Raw genomic sequence first — 14935 nt, 5'->3', positions numbered from 1 at the left:
GAAATTATGAAAGCAGAAATATTAGCAGTAGGAACGGAAATATTGCTAGGGGATATAGTCAATACAAATGCGCAATATATAGCCAAGAGGCTTGCAGATCTAGGTATAGTAGTTTACCATCAGTCAGTAGTTGGAGACAACCCAGAGAGGCTACTGGAAGCATATAGACTAGCTTTTAGTAGAGCTGACTTAGTTATAACTACTGGGGGACTTGGACCTACAAAGGATGATTTAACTAAGGAAGTAGCTTTTGAATATTTCGGGAAGAAGAGCGTAGTTCATGAAGCTTCTATGAAAATTATTGAGGGGTATTTTAAGGAAATGAATAAACCAATGGCGAAAAGCAATGTGAAACAGGCATATTTCCCAGTAGATGCAGTTATACTTCCAAATAATAATGGCACAGCGCCAGGATGCATAATTGAGGAAAATGGGAAGATAGTTGCACTCTTACCTGGACCACCTAGAGAAATGAAACCTATGTTTGAGGAGGCGGTAGTTCCTTATCTTGAAAAGTTTCAGCAGGGTGTATTAGTTTCAAAGGTGCTTCGTGTTATAGGTGTGGGAGAGAGCTCAGCTGAGGAAATGATAGAAGATATATTAGATAAGCAAACAAATCCAACTGTGGCACCTTATGCTAAAGATGGAGAAATGCTTTTTAGAATTACAGCAAAGGCAAATACCAAAGAGCAGGGCATAAAACTTATAGAGCCTATGGAAGCTGCAATACGTAGCAGACTAGGCAATAACATTTATGGGGAAGGGGACATAACCCTAGAGAATGTACTTGGCCAAATACTTATAAATAAAAAGTTAACTATAGCTACAGCTGAGTCCTGCACAGGAGGAATGGTAGCTGCAAAGCTTATAAATTACCCAGGCATATCTTCTGTATTTATGGATGGCGTAGTGACTTATAGCAATGAGGCAAAAATTAATAGATTGGGAGTTTCAATAGAAACATTGGATAAGCATGGTGCGGTAAGTAGTGAAGTAGCGGCTGAGATGGCACAAGGTATAGCAAAGACTGCAGGCACTAATATTGGGATTTCCACAACAGGAATTGCAGGCCCAGATGGTGGAAGCATTGAAAAACCAGTGGGGCTTGTATATGTAGGTTTATCTATAAATGGCGAGGTTAAGACTAAGATGCTTAAATTATCAGGAGATAGGCAGAAGATAAGGGAAAGAGCAACTATGCAACTTTTGGACTGGCTTAGACGAGAGCTACTATAATTCTCAACTGAAAAAGGTGGGGTATAAATGCATAATAAAGAAATAAATATATGCTTAGTGGGATTTGGAAATGCGGCGCAGGAATTTTGTAGAATGTTAATAACTAAAAGACCAGAAGTTAAAGAGAGCAGAGGGTATGATATTAAGGTCACAGCTATTGCAGGCAGGTCTAAGGGCGGAATTATTAATGCCAGGGGAATAGACCTTACAAAGGTCCTAAGGGATGTAGAAAACAGTGGGAGATTTGATTCTACTGCAGAAGATACTGTGACTATGGAAACATTACAGATTATAAGGAATTGTAATGCTAACTTGCTCGTTGAACTTAGTTCTTTATCTATTCATGATGGAGAGCCAGCAATAACTCATATAGAGACTGCTTTTGATGGAGGTATGCATGTTATAACAGGAAACAAAGGTCCTATAGCCTTTAAGTATCAAAAGCTTCGTGATAATTCAAAAGAAAAAGGTCTACAATTCTTATATGAAACCACTGTAATGGATGGTACCCCTATTTTTAATTTTGTTAAGTGCACATTGCCAGGATGCAAGGTGTTATCTTTTAAAGGAATATTAAATTCTACAACCAATTTTGTGTTAGAACAAATGGAAAGTGGAAATAGTTATGAAGATGCTATTAAAGAAGCTAAAAGAAGAGGGTTTGCAGAAGCTGACCCAACCTTAGACATTGATGGATGGGATGCGGCAGCAAAAACTGCAGCTTTACTTAATGTGTTAATGGATACGAATATAAATCCTACAGAAATAGATAGAAAAGGGATATCACATATTACTTTAGAAGATATAGAAAAAGCTAAGGTAGAAAATTGTAAAATTAAGCTTATATGTGAAGGATATATTGAAGACAATAAAGTAAAAGGGAGGGTACATCCAGTTTATATAAACTATAAGGATACCTTTAGTAATATAGATGCTACCTCCTCTATATTAGCTATAACAACAGATTTAATGGGAGAAGTGCAAATAATAGAAAAGAATCCTGAAATTCAGCAAACGGCCTATGGTATATATAGTGATTTGCTTACGCTTATAAAAACATTATAATAATGTAAGTATTTAAACATATTGTAACACCACAGGTTATGATTTAAGAGAGTTTTAAGATGGAAAAAAGCTTATAAGTATAAAGACACATACCAATATTGGTATGTGTCTTAAAAAATAGATATGTTACTTTCATAGATTCATAAATTTTATCTAGTAGTAACAGGTGGAACAAAAACTCTTGCTGCAAGTTCTGTATCTAGTAGATAAAGACTTGTAGGGTCATCATTAATTCTTTCAAGTCTCTTTATTAGGCCACTAAAGTTAGATTCTTCCTCAACTTGCTCATCAATAAACCACTTAAGTAAGCTTATAGTAGCATGTTCTCTTTCTTCTGTAGCAATGTCAGTAAGATTGTAAATTTTACTAGTTACAATTTTTTCATGATTATATGATATTTGGAAAGCTTCAAGAAGTGATTTAAAATCATTTTGAGGGTTAGGCATCCCTTCTAAAACTATTCTTCCATTCATATCATTTACATAATTATAAAATTTCATAGCGTGAAATTTTTCTTCTTCGGCTTGAACTTTAAACCAATTAGAAAAACCATTAAAATCCTCTGATGCACAATAAGCTGCCATAGCTAAATAAATGTGTGCAGAATAAAACTCAAAGTTAATTTGTTTGTTTAGTTCACTTAATAATTTCTCGCTTATCATAATAATCCTCCTCGTGCTTCTTTGGGTACAAAACAATAATTATGCCCTTGAAAACGTAAATTCATAATAATATATAATACTGTCTGAGTATTGATAATAATTTTTAATTAATTATCAATGTTAAAGTACCTTAATTATACACCTAATAAATTAGACTGTATATATTATTAACTAATGTTTAAAATATATTAATATACGACTTTTAAGGTAATAGTTTTTCTAAATTTATAATTCCTGCCCCTTGCATATATTTCGGAAAATTTAATAAGTTTGAAGATGCCTTTAGTAATGCCAATATATCTTTAAAGCATAAATTTTTATTGTTTTCATAGAGGAGGGCGCATATACCACTTATAAAAGCAGCACCGCAGGAAGTTCCTGTATAGGTTGTATATAAATTAGTAATATGAGGAGGATAGAGCTTCACACCATTCTTTTCAGAGATGAATTTTGTGTCTGAAATTAAGGAACAAATATCAACACAGGCAGAAATCAAATTTGGTTTATCTTGTTTTTTAAAAGGTCCACAGGAAGAGTATTCATATATTTTTGGACTGAAAGTGCTATCATACCCACCTACAGTTATACAATTACTAAGGGTTGCTATGCCTCGTATTGAATTTTTAATGCTTTTATTACTTCCACTAGGAACAATTACTACTACACCCTTTGATATTGCAAGGTCAAAAAGTTTTGAAAACAGTGAAAGTACAAATTCATCAGTCTCAAGGGTTTCAAAGGGAAGGCAAATAATTTTAATATTGAAGTCACAGCTCTCATTAATTAGAGTTTCTAATGAAAATAAAATATCAGATATAAATCCCTTTCCTAGTTTATCAAAGGCCTTAATCATATATAGGTGGCTATTTTTTGCCACACCTTTGTACATACCCTTTGACCCAGAACCACTACCACAAATTAATCCGCTCATAAAGGTGCCGTGACCATTGTCATCATAAGGATAATTTAAATTATTAACAAAATCCACAAATTTTTTAATACTACTGCTAGGATTTAATAAATCACCATGTGGATACACACCACTATCAACTATTCCAACGCCAATACCCTTGCCAGTTAAGTCATAGTTTGTTTGAAAGGATACACCATTAGATGAGAGTATGCTATTGCCACACAAATGTGCATAGGAATCTAAAGTTATATATACTATTTGTGGATATTCTAATAATCTGTCTATAGCACTGGGGGTTAATATAGCACAAATGCAGTTTACACTGGGAATATGACGTAGAATATCGCATTTTAATGATTTAATTTTACCCATGGTTTTAATTTCAAGGGACTTGCAGTATATTATTACCCTATAGTTTTCATATAGGTTACTGAGCAAAGCATGATTTAAGGTAGGATCTAATTTATGTTTAAGGGAAAACATGTATGCCTCCTAAGATATTGTTACATTATAATAGTATATGTAAATTATGAAAATATGTTAATAAAAAAAAGTATATATTACTAAATAAAATTAGTAATATATACTTTTTAACCTTCATATTCTATCAGCGAAAACATCTCACTACACATGTTAAAGAAAGCATTAGCAATAGGAGTTAAGGTTCGTTTTGAATTAACAATTAAATATAGATTTCTTTTTAGGAGTAAATCTTTAATTTTACTTATCTTTATATTACTCTTATCAATATAATCAAAAGAAATTTTTTCTGAAATGATTGATACACCCGTTCCTAGTTTTACAAATTGAAGAAGGTTGTCCAAAGTATTCACTTCACAAAATACGTTTAATAAATTAGGATTAAGACCTTTTGATTCAAGAGCTGTATCAAGAGTAGTCCTAGTTGCTGAATTTTTCTCTCTAATTATAAACTTATATTTAAGCAAATCCTTTAAAGTTATTTCATCAGGTATATTAAGTTCAGTACTAGATATTAGAACAAGGTCATCTTCCATGAGCTTGTAACTTTTTATTTTTTCATTTTTAACTGCAGTTCCAATTATAGCGATTTCACATTGAAGATCTAAAATATCCTTAATTATATTCCCAGAGCTTTCTTCTGTAATATTAAAACGAACATCAGGGTAGGACTTACTAAATTTTTTTATAAGCCCGGGCACCAATGAGTTACAGGGAGTGGTACTAGCATATAAATTTAATTTTCCGGATATTGTAGTATTAAAATTAGAAAGATTAGAAACCGCATTATTTCGAATATTTATTATATTTATTGCATATTCTAAAAAAGAATGGCCCGCAGGTGTTAAATATACTTCTTTAGACGTTCTGTCAAAAAGTTGGACATTTAATTCTCTTTCTAAGCTAGCTATATGAGAACTTATTGTAGGTTGAGATAAAAAAATTGTACTAGCCGCTTTAGAGAAACTTTTAAACTTTGCTACATTAATGAAGGCTTCAATCTGTTTGAAATCCATAAGTGTCCTCCTTGTATATTGAATATGTAGTAGTTATATTTAAAAATTAATATTATTGCAATTCATTTATAATTATGGGGGTATTTATAGTTAATTTCAATAGGTAAGATAAAAAATAGAAAGAGCTTTTACCCTTTCCATTTAAATATTGTTATACCTACAATCATTATGCCAATTCCTATAAACTTAGATAGAGTGAATTTTATTTGCTCTGCGCCAAACATTCCAAAGCTATCAATTATACCAGCTGCAAAAAGTTGAGCCACTAATATAGTTGCAATAGAATAGGTGGGTCCAAGCTTTGTTATACCTTGCATAACAGAAAAAATAATTATAGCACCTAGCAGTCCGCCTAGTAAATATAATTTATTTACATCTTTTATAGCTTTAAAATTACCATTACCAGCTATAAGGAGTATTATTAAGGTGACAATTAAAGCAGTGCCTTGAACGAAAACATTAGTTTCCCAAAGCCCAATTTTTTCACTTAACCTTGTATTAAAAACACCTTGAAGACTCATACAAACACCAGCAATGACAGAAAATATTAATCCCAATTACAATCACACTCCTCTAGGTTAGTTTGCCCAGAATGTATTGTAATATTAAAAGAATATAATTATAGAAGTTTAAAAAGACAGGATTTAATATCCGTTATCCTGTCTTTCATGATTGATGTTGTTTTTATGTAAATATGCATTTTCAATGTCTTCTTTAGAAAAACCTAAATTTTCACCTAAACTTAAAAAATCCTGAAAAATATTTAAATAGTTATCCAATGAAGAACAAGTTATAAAATCTGAAATATTTATGTATAAGCTTAAAAACTGCTCAGATAATTCACATGTAATATGCTTAGTGTTTAAAGTAATACCTTGAAATTTATTTTCGAGTCCAATGCTTAAAATAAAATGTAAGCAGTCAACATACTCCTCAAGAATTACATCATTACTCGAAGGAGCTTTTGTACTCCAAAATTTAAAACAACGTGTTTCATTTGCTAGTTCCCCTAGTTCTACTTGAAGGGATAGTATTTTTTTTCTAAGCAATGGTATTCCGCACAGGTTATGTTCTGACTCAATTCTTTTATCTAAAGTATCTTGCATTTGAAATAATCTCTGTAAGTTCATGTTTTAAACCGCCTTTTTTCTAAATTATATATTTTATAGAGTGTATTTTTTAACCACCATCTCTTTATTATCATTTATAGGCTTCCAAAGCTCTACAGAGTGGATCGTAATAGTTTTTAAGAATTCTTCATCCTTAGCTAATTTACAAGCAGATAAGTATTCACTATTGGACCACTCTCTATCAGCAAAGGTTGTATTAGCTAGTGAAATATGTAAATTCCAATTTTCAATTTGTTCGCGAACATTAAATCCCTGTGAATTTAAAACAGAATTTACGTGTTTAGATAATTCATATATAGTGCCTTTATTATTAATATTTAAGTTTACAGATTTAAATGGAGAGTCAAAACATATTACACCATTTAATTCAACTTGGAACTTAGTATAATTTGTAAGAATATTTTTCAAAGAAATATCCAAATCACAAAGGTTGGGATTTGTTATTACTTCTAGAGTTATATGAAGCATGGGAAGGGCTGTTTCAGATCTGTACAGGTTATACTTCTCACAAAGTGTCTTTTGCAGTAATTCTACATATTTATAAGAAACGCTGTCAAATAAAGCAACCAAGTAGTAAATCATTTTTATCACCCTCAAAGTTAAAACATAACTTATGTTTTTAGTACTCTCTTAAATCATAAGTTTTAACTATCATTTCTTTTTTATTACTAACCTGTTTCCATAATTCGAGTCGACAAACCTTCGCAAATTTAAAAAAAGCATCTTGATCTAAATTAGTATCAATAGTAATTGTTCCTGTGCTATTTGATTTTTTAATTATATGATTGGCATTAGCCAGCGGAATGCGTAAATCGATATTATCATTCTCACTCTTAACGTTAAAACCATGTAAATCTAAAGTATCTGTAATACTTCTAGCTAAACGATAAATATATCCTTTATCTTCAACTTTAAGATTAACTTGGGTAAGATTTTCAGTTAAACTAATACTATTATTTATATTAACTTTGAATTTTTTATAAGGAACCATAATTTTAGAAACGACTACATCTAATTTTTCTAAATCAGGATTCGTTATAGTACATATTGATATATAAAGATTAGGTGAACTTTTATATAGTTTATATTTTCTACAAATATCTCTTTGGATATTTTGAATTGTAGCATTAGATCCATCATCAAATAAAGCAACTAAAAAGTATTTCATATTTTTCCTCCGAATTAAATTAATAACCAAGATTGGTTAACGTTATTTTGATTAAATTACAAACTAATTATAACATATTTTTTTAGTTTTGTATTTTATATGTAAATTTATGTATACACATTTTATTAGCATAATTAATTTTAATTATGCTAATAATAATTTTGTAATTAATTATAAGGAGGTTTTTAATATGGACCATAATGATAGCATAGGATGTACAGTAGATGAGTGTAAATTTCATTGTAAAGATGATAACTATTGTACTTTAAACAAAATCGAAGTTATAAAACATGAAAGTGTTGCTAAAACACAAGAATGTACAGACTGCGGAAGTTTTAAAACTTCATACTAATATAAAAATCACCCGCACTTTAGCGGGTGATTTTTATATTAGTATGAAGAAAGTATAGCTATCTTAATAAATTATACATTAAAGCATTACTTGAATAGCTGTTAATCTTCTTAGAAGCTGAAATATTAGCCACTTCAAAAGGAAACTTTTCTTCTAAAATGTAATTAAACAAAAGAATACCATTTTACATTTTCAAAATAAATGTTAGAATATAATTTAGATATGCTATAATGGCGTGTATATATAAAAATAAAAGTAAATTAAAAAGTAAATTAATATATAAAGTATAGTGAGGATGATACGAATATGGAAAAATTGGTAATTAAAGGTGGTCGACCTATCCTTGGTCAAGTAGAAATAAGCGGTGCGAAAAATGCAGCGGTAGCGATTCTACCAGTAGCTATAATCGCAAGTAAGGGTAAATGTATAATTGAAAATATTCCTGATATAGAAGATGTAAATTGTATTGAAAGAATATTAGAGGATTTAGGTTGTGAAATTAAAAGAGAAAATAATTCAGTTTCTATAGATAGTACAAACATAATTAGCATGGATGCGAATACAGAAGATGTAAGAAAAATGAGAGCATCCTATTATTTGATTGGTGCACTTTTAGCTAGGTTTAAAAAGGCTAAAGTAGACCTTCCAGGGGGTTGCCCTATAGGAGTAAGACCTATAGATCAACATATAAAAGGGTTTGAGGCACTTGGAGCAACTGTAACTATTGAGAATGGTGCGGTAAAGGTTGAGGCTGATAGACTAATTGGAACCAGTATTTATTTTGACGTTGTTAGTGTAGGTGCAACAATAAATGTAATGACTGCAGCAACTCTTGCAGAAGGTACAACTATTTTAGAAAATTCTGCAAAAGAACCTCATGTGGTTGACGTAGCTAACTTTTTAAATTCTATGGGAGCGAGTATTAAAGGTGCAGGTACAGATGTTATAAGAATTATAGGTGTAAAAGAATTAACAGGATGTACATACAGTGTAATTCCAGATCAGATTGAAGCGGGAACCTTTATGATAGCAGCCGCTGCTTGTGGTGGTGAAGTAACTATAAATAATGTTATCCCAAAGCATCTTGAATCAATTTCTGCAAAGCTCATGGAAATGGGAGCAGAGGTACATGAAGGTGGAGACAGTGTTACGGTTAAAGCAAAAGGAAGACTCAAGGCTGTAAATATTAAGACGCTTCCATACCCAGGATTTCCAACGGATGTGCAACAACCAATGAATACATTATTATGCATTTCAGAGGGCAGAAGCATAATAAACGAAAGTATCTGGGAAGCTAGATTTAAACATGTGGATGAATTAAAAAAGATGGGGGCTTCCATAAAAGTTGAAGGAAGTGTAGCTACAGTAGATGGTGTAGATAAACTTATAGGAACAGTTGTAACAGCATCGGATTTAAGAGCTGGAGCAGCACTAGTTATAGCAGGCCTTATAGCAGAAGGTACCACAGAAATTTTAGGAATAGAGCATATTGATAGAGGATATCCAAATATTGAAGAAAAATTCAGGAGTATAGGGGCAGATATAACTAGAGTTACAATTTAAAATTAAAGGAGACAAGACAATTATGATATTTTGTCCATTATATAGTGGAAGCAGTGGAAATAGCGTATTTGTAGCGTCAGAAAATACAAAGATTTTAGTGGATGTTGGTATGCCTGGAAAAAGCATCGAAAGTGCTCTTAAACATATTAATCAAAACCCTAGCGAGATTGATGGTATTTTTATTACTCATGAACATTCTGATCATATAAAAGGTGCCGGAATTATTTCTAGAAGATATGATACACCAATATATGCCAATGAGAATACCTGGAAAGCTATGGAAAGCAAAATAGGCAATATAAAAGAACATAATATAAGAATTATTAATAACAATTCTGTGGACATAAAGGATATGCATATAGTAAATTATAAAATATCACATGATGCTGTGGATCCCATAGGGTATGCTTTTTATAGTGGAAAAAAGAAAGCGTGCATAGCTACGGATTTAGGCTACTTTTCTGAGGTAGTAAAGAATATAATAAAAGATGCAGATGTAATTCTACTGGAGAGTAATCATGATGTGGAAATGGTAAAGTTTGGACCTTATCCATACCCATTGAAAAGAAGGATATTAAGTGATGTAGGTCATTTATCCAATGATGCATGTGGAAATGCTATAGTAGAAATAATGAATGATAAACAAAAACGTATTATTCTAGGACATTTGAGTAAAACAAATAATTTTCCTGATTTAGCCTACCAAACAGTGGTTAATATACTTAAAGATAATAGTATTGAAATAGGGAAGGACATTTTTTTAGATCTAGCTAGAAGGGACATGCCAAGTGATGTAATTGATTTTTAAAGGAGAGATCTAGTATGAAAAAGGTGATAAAATTAGTATTATGTTCATTACTTGTTATTTCAACAGTAGCATTTTTTGGGTGTGAAAAAAAAGATAAAAAAAGTGTAGCAAATAAGGAAAAAATCGAAAATCTAAAACTTCCTCTAGAAAAAGATGCTTCTATCCAATTTGGTATTTATTTTGATGGTACTAAAGATGATTCTAATGTACAAGTAGTTAAGGATGAGAGAATTATTAATAAAGAAGAGCTTATTGGGGAAGCTATTATGCAAGAACTTATAAAAGGACCAACTGTAAAAAGTGAGTTAAAACCAATACTGCCTAAAGAAACTAGATTATTAAGTTTTTCTATTAACGATAGTATTGCTTATGTTAATTTGAGCAAAGAAGCTAAAATAAAGATGTCAGTTGCAAAAGAAAAAAGTTGCCTACAAAGCATAGCTGCGTCATTAGCCCAATTACCTTCTGTAGAAAAAGTAAAGCTAACTATGGAAAATGAAGATATTGATACCATAGGTGGGAACTTTGATATATCCAAGCCCTTTAGTAAAGCAGAGATAGTACCAATAAAAAAATAGGAATCTAGCTGTGGAAAATGCTAAGAAATCATTTAATTTAAGAGATTTAAACATAAACGTTGAAAATTAGTGAAATCTTTATTATAATAATGGAATATAACAAAATACATTATGATTTGAAGGAGAATGAAACATGAGTTTATATAAAGAGTGGACAGATATGGTGGTTGATTATGTTAAACGTAGAGGGGAACCTGCGTTTTGGCAAGAATACGGAGAAGTAGAAAAACGTATTTATACTAAATTATTATCAAACCATAAAGATGAGGTTAAAGGTACATTAGGAGAACTTGCAAAACACTTTGATGTATCTAACATTTATTTTATGGGATTTACTGATGGAATAAACGATAGTCTTTTAGAAACAGTAGTATTAGAAGAAATTGAAGCTGACACTGAAGTAGATTTTAAAGTAGACTATGAAAAACTTTATTTTAATATGCTAGACGCAAAAGCAGATTATTTATATGAGCTTCCACAATGGGAAGGGATTTTCTCGAAAGAAAAGAGAAAAGAGATTCAAAGAGCTTATAGAGATTCCAAAATGGTAGTTAATACTGATAAAGTTGGAAGAAATGATGTATGCCCTTGTGGTAGTGGAAAAAAATACAAAAAATGTTGTGGAAAATAATTCTACAAATAATTATGTGAAATTATAAATAATTATAATAAATAAAACCTTGCATATATGTATAGGTTTTATTTGTTTTTTTGAAAATTTTTATAAATATATGTGACTGATACAAAAACAAAGGGTATGATGTATATAATATAAATTGTAGTGAACAGTATACAGAAAATTATAAGGAGGATTTAGCAATGAATATTATTGAAATCAAAAATTTGACTAAAAATTACGGCGTAGCAAGAGGAATCACTGATGTGAGTTTTAATGTTCAGCAAGGAGAAATTTTTGGATTTATTGGGCCCAATGGTGCAGGAAAATCAACAACAATAAGAACATTATTATCTCTAATTTATCCCACGTCTGGTAGTGCTACAATTTTTGGCAAGGACTGTGTTAAATTTGGACCGGAGATAAAGAAGGAAATAGGCTACCTACCATCAGAGGTTTTTTATTATGACAATATGAAGGTTATTGACCTTCTAAAGTATTCAGCAAGTTTTTATAAGAAAGATTGTAGCAAGAGAATTATTGAACTAGCTGAGATAATGAATCTTGATCTTAATAAGAAAATTGATGATTTATCTTATGGTAATAAAAAGAAAGTTGGTATAGTTCAAGGCCTTTTACACTCGCCTAAGCTTATCATACTTGATGAGCCTACTAGTGGACTTGACCCCCTTATGCAACAAAAATTCTTTGAACTTCTAGAGAAGGAGAATAAGCGGGGAGCAACAATTTTGCTTTCTTCTCATATTTTAAGTGAGGTTCAGAGGTTATGTAATCGTGTTGCCATTATTAAAGAGGGTAAAATTATAAAGGTTGAAAAGATTAGTACGCTACAAGAAAGTAACCATAAAAAATTCAAAATTCAAGTGGCATCAAAAATAGAAGATAATTATTTTAACATAAGTGGTGTCAGTGCTTTAGATATAAAAGGTAAGATAATAAGCTTTTTATTTAGAGGTAATATTAATTTTATTATGAAAAAGATTTCAGAAATAGATATAACAAATCTTTGGATTGAAGAGCCAGATCTTGAAGAGATATTTATGCATTATTATGCGAAGGAGGAGTAAAAGCTATGAATATGTTTTTACATGAACTTAAGGCTTATAGAAAATCCACTATAATATGGATATGTTCTTTGATTGCCATTATCGTGCTTTTCTTGTCAATGTATCCAGCCTTTTCAAAGGAAGTTGAAGCATTCAAAAAGTTAATGGAAGGATTTCCAGAGCCAGTAAGAAAAGCATTGGGTCTCTCTGTAGAGAGTATGTCTTCTATTTTAGGGTTTTACTCCTATACATTTTTATATTTAACACTTTGTGGTGCAATTCAAGCTATGAATCTAGGTACCTCCATTATATCAAAGGAAGTTCGCGCAAAAACAGCAGATTTCCTTTTAACGAAACCTGTTACTCGTAGGGGTATTATGACATCAAAGCTAATGGCTGCATTAACCTGTCTAATAATTACTAATGTAACTTATTTAGCGGCCGCTAGCATTATGGCATCCCTTGTAAAGACAGAAGACTATAGTTATAAAATATTCTTTATGATCTCTATTACATTGTTTTTTATCCAGCTTATGTTTCTATCACTGGGAATTATAATTTCTGTGGTGGGGCCTAAGATTAAATCTGTGCTACCTATTTCACTTAGCATGGTATTTACATTTTTTATTATTGGAATGTTTTCATCCACAACGGGCGATGATGCTATACGTTATATTACTCCCTTTAAGTATTTTGATACGGGTTACATTATGAAAAATTCTAGTTATGAGATTTCATTTATTATAATAGAAATAGTGGTTATTATTGTAGCAATTGCTGCCAGTTATTTTGTTTATGATAAAAAGGATGTCCACGCGGTTTAATAGTGATGATTATCTAGTAATATAAGGAGGCTAGTTATGAATATATTTATTGTAGAGATGAAGGCTCATAGAAAAGGTCTTATTATATGGGCTTTAGGTATACTATTTATGGTTGGAGCTGGTATGGGTAAATTTGTTGCATTATCATCCTCAGGTCAATCTATGAATGAGCTATTGGCTCAAATGCCAAAATCTATGCTAGCAATTATGGGTATTGGCACTTTAGATTTGTCAAAGGCTAGTGGTTATTATGGAGTGCTGTTTTTATACTTAGTGCTTATGGCAACGATTCATGCCGCTATGCTTGGAGCTGATATAATTTCAAAGGAAGAGCGAGATAAAACCGCAGAGTTTCTACTAGCAAAGCCTATTTCAAGGAATAAAATTGTAACATCAAAATTATTAGCTGCCACAATGAATATTTTGATATTTAACGTTATTACGTTGGTATCTTCAATTATTATAGTAGGGAAATACAGTAAAGGTGAAGCAGTAAGTGCGGACATAGCGATATTAATGATGGGAATGCTTATTTTGCAGCTTATGTTTATGCTTATTGGCACAGCAATAGCTGCTGTGAGCAAAAACCCGAAGACAGCTACATCTATATCTACAGCCATACTGTTAATAACGTTTATACTATCTATAGTCATAGACATAAACAGTAAACTTGAAAACCTCAAATATCTTACGCCATTTAAGTATTTTGAAGCTAAAAATTTGATGAATGGCGGTGGCTTTCAATGGAGTTTTGTGATATTATCAATTATAATTATTTTGGTAATGTTATGCATAACATATGTTTTTTATAAGAAAAGGGATTTGAATATATAGCAATGTTAAAAAATGTTTATAACATGGGACTTGATCCATGCTATAAACATTTTTTTAGGACATATTACTTTTTATATCCAGTACAATCTCTTCAATTATATCTTTGATTTGCAGATTTCTTGTGCCTGGTATATAAATACCATGTTTTTGTAGTGGGATTATATATTTAGTACAATCCATATTAAATATTGACTTGGCAATCACGGGAGTAATTTCTCCGTTTATACCACCACTACATATCATTCCAATTGGTCCGATTACACTATCAATCTTATTTGTCATGCAAAATGAGCAGATTGCATTTTCACCACTTATACCAACATTTGCACCCGCTCTTATCATATTTGAAGTAGCAATTGCATTTGTACCAAGTGCAGTAATATAAACATCAAGGCTAATTTCTTTACGAATTTTTTTTATAATTGTCTGACCAAGACCTGCACCTTGTGCATCTAGTACAGCTATTTTCATGGTAATACCCCCAAAATAATTTATAATATAATGAATTTTATTTTTGTATACATAATTGTTATTATACTATAATTAGTATGTATATTCTATTTTTAACTCAAACAAAGTTAATGTGGCTTTGCTACATGTTATTTGTTTTTAGTCTATAAATA

At 31.1% G+C, this 14935-nt stretch carries 18 protein-coding genes; 10 read left to right on the top strand and 8 right to left on the bottom strand.

Annotated features, from left to right (window positions below; genetic code table 11):
* Positions 1-6 precede the first annotated feature (6 nt).
* Entirely contained in the window at positions 7-1236 is a 1230-nt protein-coding gene (locus tag G9F71_RS24055; protein ID WP_164949343.1) for a competence/damage-inducible protein A, read from the top strand.
* Positions 1237-1263: 27 nt separating this feature from the next.
* On the top strand, positions 1264-2301 hold the full coding sequence (locus G9F71_RS24050) for a hypothetical protein (protein WP_164949344.1): 1038 nt from the start codon (positions 1264-1266) through the stop codon (positions 2299-2301).
* A 149-nt stretch (positions 2302-2450) separates the two neighbouring features.
* On the opposite strand, the gene G9F71_RS24045 is transcribed toward G9F71_RS24050, so the two are convergent.
* The 7 genes from G9F71_RS24045 to G9F71_RS24015 form a co-directional block, all read right to left on the bottom strand.
* Complete coding sequence (locus G9F71_RS24045) at positions 2451-2963, bottom strand: ferritin (protein WP_124998632.1); 513 nt, start codon at positions 2961-2963, stop codon at positions 2451-2453.
* 202 nt (positions 2964-3165) lie between these two features.
* Positions 3166-4359: a S8 family serine peptidase gene (locus G9F71_RS24040; protein ID WP_164949345.1), complete on the bottom strand. Its 1194-nt coding sequence runs from the start codon at positions 4357-4359 to the stop codon at positions 3166-3168.
* A 107-nt stretch (positions 4360-4466) separates the two neighbouring features.
* Positions 4467-5372 carry a selenium metabolism-associated LysR family transcriptional regulator gene (locus G9F71_RS24035; protein WP_164949346.1) on the bottom strand — a complete coding sequence of 302 codons (906 nt, stop codon included), beginning with the start codon at positions 5370-5372 and terminating at the stop codon, positions 4467-4469.
* Positions 5373-5500: 128 nt separating this feature from the next.
* On the bottom strand, positions 5501-5893 hold the full coding sequence (locus G9F71_RS24030) for a DMT family transporter (protein WP_164949474.1): 393 nt from the start codon (positions 5891-5893) through the stop codon (positions 5501-5503).
* 123 nt (positions 5894-6016) lie between these two features.
* Entirely contained in the window at positions 6017-6502 is a 486-nt protein-coding gene (locus tag G9F71_RS24025; protein ID WP_164949347.1) for a dUTP diphosphatase, read from the bottom strand.
* Between the two features lie 33 nt (positions 6503-6535).
* Positions 6536-7084 (bottom strand): 2'-5' RNA ligase family protein, encoded by a 549-nt coding sequence (locus tag G9F71_RS24020; RefSeq protein ID WP_164949348.1) that lies wholly within the window; start codon positions 7082-7084, stop codon positions 6536-6538.
* Positions 7085-7121: 37 nt separating this feature from the next.
* A complete protein-coding gene (locus G9F71_RS24015) occupies positions 7122-7670 on the bottom strand; it encodes a hypothetical protein (RefSeq protein WP_164949349.1) in 549 nt (182 codons plus the stop codon).
* A 190-nt stretch (positions 7671-7860) separates the two neighbouring features.
* Here G9F71_RS24015 and G9F71_RS24010 point away from each other — a divergent pair, with 190 nt between their 5' ends.
* From G9F71_RS24010 to G9F71_RS23975, 8 genes are all read left to right on the top strand, one after another.
* Positions 7861-8022 carry a DUF1540 domain-containing protein gene (locus tag G9F71_RS24010; RefSeq protein ID WP_164949350.1) on the top strand — a complete coding sequence of 54 codons (162 nt, stop codon included), beginning with the start codon at positions 7861-7863 and terminating at the stop codon, positions 8020-8022.
* A gap of 306 nt (positions 8023-8328) precedes the next feature.
* Complete coding sequence (locus tag G9F71_RS24005; protein WP_164949351.1) at positions 8329-9585, top strand: UDP-N-acetylglucosamine 1-carboxyvinyltransferase; 1257 nt, start codon at positions 8329-8331, stop codon at positions 9583-9585.
* Positions 9586-9607: 22 nt separating this feature from the next.
* A complete protein-coding gene (locus G9F71_RS24000; protein ID WP_164949352.1) occupies positions 9608-10393 on the top strand; it encodes an MBL fold metallo-hydrolase in 786 nt (261 codons plus the stop codon).
* A 14-nt stretch (positions 10394-10407) separates the two neighbouring features.
* Positions 10408-10971 carry a GerMN domain-containing protein gene (locus tag G9F71_RS23995; protein ID WP_164949353.1) on the top strand — a complete coding sequence of 188 codons (564 nt, stop codon included), beginning with the start codon at positions 10408-10410 and terminating at the stop codon, positions 10969-10971.
* Between the two features lie 133 nt (positions 10972-11104).
* The gene (locus G9F71_RS23990; RefSeq protein WP_164949354.1) at positions 11105-11602 is read left to right on the top strand and encodes an SEC-C metal-binding domain-containing protein; all 498 of its coding nucleotides are present in this window, start codon (positions 11105-11107) and stop codon (positions 11600-11602) included.
* Positions 11603-11790: 188 nt separating this feature from the next.
* Entirely contained in the window at positions 11791-12675 is an 885-nt protein-coding gene (locus G9F71_RS23985; RefSeq protein WP_164949355.1) for an ABC transporter ATP-binding protein, read from the top strand.
* 5 nt (positions 12676-12680) lie between these two features.
* On the top strand, positions 12681-13478 hold the full coding sequence (locus tag G9F71_RS23980; RefSeq protein WP_164949356.1) for an ABC transporter permease subunit: 798 nt from the start codon (positions 12681-12683) through the stop codon (positions 13476-13478).
* A gap of 36 nt (positions 13479-13514) precedes the next feature.
* A complete protein-coding gene (locus G9F71_RS23975; protein WP_164949357.1) occupies positions 13515-14312 on the top strand; it encodes an ABC transporter permease subunit in 798 nt (265 codons plus the stop codon).
* A 54-nt stretch (positions 14313-14366) separates the two neighbouring features.
* Here G9F71_RS23975 and G9F71_RS23970 read toward each other — a convergent pair whose 3' ends face one another.
* The gene (locus G9F71_RS23970) at positions 14367-14783 is read right to left on the bottom strand and encodes a DUF3842 family protein (RefSeq protein WP_164949358.1); all 417 of its coding nucleotides are present in this window, start codon (positions 14781-14783) and stop codon (positions 14367-14369) included.
* Positions 14784-14935: the final 152 nt, after the last annotated feature.

This window comes from Clostridium sp. FP2 (assembly GCF_011065955.2).
Classification (GTDB): Bacteria; Bacillota; Clostridia; order Clostridiales; family Clostridiaceae; genus Clostridium_AD; species Clostridium_AD tagluense.
This window is presented reverse-complemented; position numbering and strand designations above follow the sequence as displayed.

Bases quoted from the DNA above. Each gene is read 5' to 3' on its own strand.
- G9F71_RS24020 (WP_164949348.1), bottom strand. From the start codon at position 7,084: ATGATTTACTACTTGGTTGCTTTATTTGACAGCGTTTCTTATAAATAT.
- G9F71_RS23990 (WP_164949354.1), top strand. From the start codon at position 11,105: ATGAGTTTATATAAAGAGTGGACAGATATGGTGGTTGATTATGTTAAA.
- G9F71_RS24005 (WP_164949351.1), top strand. From the start codon at position 8,329: ATGGAAAAATTGGTAATTAAAGGTGGTCGACCTATCCTTGGTCAAGTA.
- G9F71_RS24015 (WP_164949349.1), bottom strand. From the start codon at position 7,670: ATGAAATACTTTTTAGTTGCTTTATTTGATGATGGATCTAATGCTACA.
- G9F71_RS24045 (WP_124998632.1), bottom strand. From the start codon at position 2,963: ATGATAAGCGAGAAATTATTAAGTGAACTAAACAAACAAATTAACTTT.
- G9F71_RS24035 (WP_164949346.1), bottom strand. From the start codon at position 5,372: ATGGATTTCAAACAGATTGAAGCCTTCATTAATGTAGCAAAGTTTAAA.
- G9F71_RS24050 (WP_164949344.1), top strand. From the start codon at position 1,264: ATGCATAATAAAGAAATAAATATATGCTTAGTGGGATTTGGAAATGCG.
- G9F71_RS24025 (WP_164949347.1), bottom strand. From the start codon at position 6,502: ATGAACTTACAGAGATTATTTCAAATGCAAGATACTTTAGATAAAAGA.
- G9F71_RS24000 (WP_164949352.1), top strand. From the start codon at position 9,608: ATGATATTTTGTCCATTATATAGTGGAAGCAGTGGAAATAGCGTATTT.
- G9F71_RS24055 (WP_164949343.1), top strand. From the start codon at position 7: ATGAAAGCAGAAATATTAGCAGTAGGAACGGAAATATTGCTAGGGGAT.
- G9F71_RS23980 (WP_164949356.1), top strand. From the start codon at position 12,681: ATGAATATGTTTTTACATGAACTTAAGGCTTATAGAAAATCCACTATA.
- G9F71_RS23970 (WP_164949358.1), bottom strand. From the start codon at position 14,783: ATGAAAATAGCTGTACTAGATGCACAAGGTGCAGGTCTTGGTCAGACA.
- G9F71_RS23975 (WP_164949357.1), top strand. From the start codon at position 13,515: ATGAATATATTTATTGTAGAGATGAAGGCTCATAGAAAAGGTCTTATT.
- G9F71_RS24030 (WP_164949474.1), bottom strand. From the start codon at position 5,893: ATGAGTCTTCAAGGTGTTTTTAATACAAGGTTAAGTGAAAAAATTGGG.
- G9F71_RS23995 (WP_164949353.1), top strand. From the start codon at position 10,408: ATGAAAAAGGTGATAAAATTAGTATTATGTTCATTACTTGTTATTTCA.
- G9F71_RS24040 (WP_164949345.1), bottom strand. From the start codon at position 4,359: ATGTTTTCCCTTAAACATAAATTAGATCCTACCTTAAATCATGCTTTG.
- G9F71_RS23985 (WP_164949355.1), top strand. From the start codon at position 11,791: ATGAATATTATTGAAATCAAAAATTTGACTAAAAATTACGGCGTAGCA.
- G9F71_RS24010 (WP_164949350.1), top strand. From the start codon at position 7,861: ATGGACCATAATGATAGCATAGGATGTACAGTAGATGAGTGTAAATTT.